Source organism: Synechococcus sp. R6-7 (assembly GCF_047461695.1).
In the GTDB taxonomy this organism is placed as follows: Bacteria; Cyanobacteriota; Cyanobacteriia; order Thermostichales; family Thermostichaceae; genus Thermostichus.
The window spans coordinates 1-3,198 of the sequence record NZ_JANSHS010000193.1 but is presented as its reverse complement, the minus strand read 5'-3'; the positions used below and the strand labels follow the sequence as shown (position 1 = coordinate 3,198).

General features: G+C 59.8%; 3 protein-coding genes. 1 reads left to right on the top strand and 2 read right to left on the bottom strand.

Annotation, left to right across the window (positions count from 1 at the left end; translation table 11 throughout):
• Window positions 1-108 precede the first annotated feature (108 nt).
• The gene (gene ald / locus NW815_RS06520) at window positions 109-1,197 is read left to right on the top strand and encodes an alanine dehydrogenase (RefSeq protein ID WP_414415817.1); all 1,089 of its coding nucleotides are present in this window, start codon (window positions 109-111) and stop codon (window positions 1,195-1,197) included.
• 37 nt (window positions 1,198-1,234) lie between these two features.
• Here the strand turns inward: ald and NW815_RS06515 are convergent, their stop codons facing one another.
• On the bottom strand, window positions 1,235-2,008 hold the full coding sequence (locus tag NW815_RS06515) for an ABC transporter permease (protein ID WP_414356055.1): 774 nt from the start codon (window positions 2,006-2,008) through the stop codon (window positions 1,235-1,237).
• A gap of 76 nt (window positions 2,009-2,084) precedes the next feature.
• On the bottom strand, window positions 2,085-2,921 hold the full coding sequence (locus tag NW815_RS06510; protein WP_414356054.1) for an ABC transporter ATP-binding protein: 837 nt from the start codon (window positions 2,919-2,921) through the stop codon (window positions 2,085-2,087).
• Window positions 2,922-3,198 lie beyond the last annotated feature (277 nt).

Sequence of the window (3,198 nt, the reverse complement as noted above, 5' to 3'; positions counted from 1 at the left end):
CGACAGATCGCGCACAAAACTTTACAATTTTCGCTCTCCTGCTCAGGCCAGGGCTCCCATCGGGGAGAGAGTCTGTCTAGACTGGAAAGCAGCCCTACGGGGATCCCTATGCGAATTGGCGTGCCCAAAGAGATCAAAGAGCAAGAGTTCCGTGTCGGGCTGACACCGGCGGCGGTGCGGGCCTTAACCGAACAGGGGCATCAGGTGTGGGTGGAAACCCAAGCAGGCCAGGGGGCGGGCTTCACGGATGAGGACTACCAAAAAGCGGGGGCCAAACTGGCCGCCACCCCTGAGGAGATCTACCGGCAGGAGCTGGTGGTGAAGGTCAAGGAGCCCCTGCCGGCTGAGTATTCTCTGCTCCATCCCGACCTCATCCTGTTTACCTATTTGCACTTGGCCGCCAGCCGCGAGCTGACCCAGGCGCTGTTGCAATCGGGGGCCACCTGCCTTGCCTATGAAACGGTGGAATTGGCAGATGGATCCCTGCCCTTGTTGATGCCCATGAGCATGATTGCCGGGCGGCTCTCGGTGCAGTTTGGCGCCCATTACCTCACCCGACAACAGGGGGGGCGAGGCGTGTTGCTGGGCGGGATCCCGGGGGTGCCGCCGGGGCGGGTGGTGATCCTGGGCGGGGGAACCGTGGGCACTGAGGCGGCCAAAATGGCCGTAGGCTTGGGGGCGCGGGTGCAGATTTTGGACATCAACCTGCAGCGGCTGAACGAGCTGGAGCTGATTTTTGGCTCGCGGGTAGAGCTGCTCTACAGCACGGCCCAAAGCGTGGAAGAGTGTGTTCGCGAGGCCGACCTGGTGGTAGGGGCAGTGCTGGTGCCGGGAAGGCGGGCCCCGGTCTTGGTGGGAGAAGAGCTGGTGGCCCAGATGCGTCCTCGCTCCCTCATTGTGGATGTGGCGGTGGATCAGGGGGGGTGCATCGCCACCACGCGGGTTACCACCCATGCCCAGCCGGTTTACGAAGCCCACGGGGTGCTACACTACGGCGTTCCCAACATGCCGGGGGCTGTCCCCTGGACTTCGACCCAAGCGCTGGTCAACGCCACTCTCCCCTACATCCTCAAGCTGGCCAATCTCGGCTTGCCCGCTGCTTTGGAACAAGACTCGGCCTTGGCCAAAGGGCTCAACATCAGGGCAGGAAAGATCGTCCACCCGGCGGTGCGGGCCACTTTTCCAGATTTGGGCTAGCTTGTTCAGGCATCGGTGGGATCCCCTGGAGCAGATGCTACTGTCGCCAGGACAGGACATAGCGCTCCAAAGCCGCAAAAAAGGTGTAGAGCAAAATGCCCATAATGCCGAGGGCAACCAAACCCGCAAAGGCCAAAGGCACATCAAAAGAAGAGCTGGCCGACACGATCAGGTAGCCCAGCCCCTGGTTAGAAGCCACCGTCTCCGAGATCACCGAGCCGACAAAAGCAAAGGAGATGGCCACCTTCAACGAGGCAAACAGGTAGGGCATGCTGTGGGGTAGCCCCACCTTGGTGAAGATCTCCCAAGAGCTGGCCCCCAACGAGCGCAGCACATCCCGCATTTCGGCTTCCACCGTCTCCAGCCCCACCGCCACATTGACTGCAATGGGGAAAAAGGCCAGCAAAAAGGCCGTGATCACCGCCGGGATCAGGCCCAAGCCAAACCAAATCGCCAGCAGCGGCACCAAAGCCACCTTCGGGATGGTGTTAAACCCCACCAGCAGCGGGTACAAACACAGATGGGCCAGGCGGGAGCTGCCGATGATCGATCCCAGCAATATCCCCCCCACCAAAGCCAGCGCAAAGGCCAGCAGCGTCGAAGTGAGGGTGGTTAGGGAGTGACGCAGAATCACCGGGCTCCACTGGTTCATGGCTGCGAGGATCTGGGTGGGCGCCGGCAGAATGAAGCGAGGAACGTTGAACAGCCCCACCCCCACCTGCCAGAGCACAAGGGTCAAAACGATGGTGACAGCGGGCAAGACCACAGAAGCCGTTTGGGTCTGCAAAAATCGGTCAAATGATTTTTTCATGGGATCCCTCGGCAGAAATGCGCGGTAACCTGTCCAGCAAACCTTTCCAGATTTTTTGGATCAAGGGCTCTTTGGCCTAATAGCTGCGCCGAATGTGCTGGCGCACTTCCGAGACCAAGCGGTGAAACTCGTCCGTCAGGCAGATCTCCAGCGGGCGTGGACGGGGCAGATCCACTTTGAGGGAAAAGATGATCTCGCTAGGCCGTGGCCCCATCACATAAATGGTATCGGAGAGGAAAACCGCCTCCCGCAAATCGTGAGTGATCAAAATGGCAGTGCAGCCGGTGCGCATCCACAGCCGTTGCAACATTTCCCACATATCCTCGCGGGTAAAGGCATCCAGAGCAGCAAAAGGTTCGTCCAACAGCAGCAGCTCCGGCTGATGGATCAAAGCGCGGCACAAGGAAGCCCGCTGCCGCATTCCCCCAGAAAGCTGCCAAGGATAGGCTTTCTGAAAACCCTCCAAGCCTACGGTGGCCAGCAGCTCCAGCGCCGACTTCTCGTGCTGGGCCAGGTTTTGCTTGAAGGTGCGCTTGTAGGGCTCTACCACCTCCAACGGCAGCAACACGTTCTCCAGGGTTGTGCGCCAGGGCAGCAGCACCGGGTTTTGAAAGGCCATGCCCACACTCTTCAGGGGGCCGGCGATGGGCTGCAACTGAAAGTAGAGGGTGCCGCCATGGTCAGTGTTCAGGCCGGCCATCATCTTCAAAAGAGAAGTCTTGCCACAGCCGCTCGGCCCAACAATGGAGACAAACTCCGAGTGGGCAACAGAAAAGCTGACGTCGCGGATGATCGTGACTGGGGATCCCTTGGTGGGGTACTGCAGCGAGACGTGGCGCAACTCCAGAACGGGCTTGCCCGAAACAGCGGGGGAAGATAACCCACTTTGAACTACCCTCTGCGACTCCAACATTGACTCAACTCCAATGATTTTCATAGTGGCCCAAGTGAGGGCTGATCCCCCTGATCCAGACAGATGATGGCGGGAGCAATGAGGGTTGCAGGCCGGTTTATCTCGATTGGTATGGCCAACCCCATCCCCACTACATCAGAGAGAGGGGCAGCCAGCTGTGTTGCCAGATACTTTGTGGGCCGGTGAGGTCCCCCCATGTTCAGCTTCAGGAGATGTGGGATCCCCGAGGGCCCGGTCATCGAAGACAGTAAACTACCCGACACCCGTGCTATGCGCA

Bases quoted from the DNA above. Each gene is read 5' to 3' on its own strand.
- ald (WP_414415817.1), top strand. From the start codon at position 109: ATGCGAATTGGCGTGCCCAAAGAGATCAAAGAGCAAGAGTTCCGTGTC.
- NW815_RS06515 (WP_414356055.1), bottom strand. From the start codon at position 2,008: ATGAAAAAATCATTTGACCGATTTTTGCAGACCCAAACGGCTTCTGTG.
- NW815_RS06510 (WP_414356054.1), bottom strand. From the start codon at position 2,921: ATGTTGGAGTCGCAGAGGGTAGTTCAAAGTGGGTTATCTTCCCCCGCT.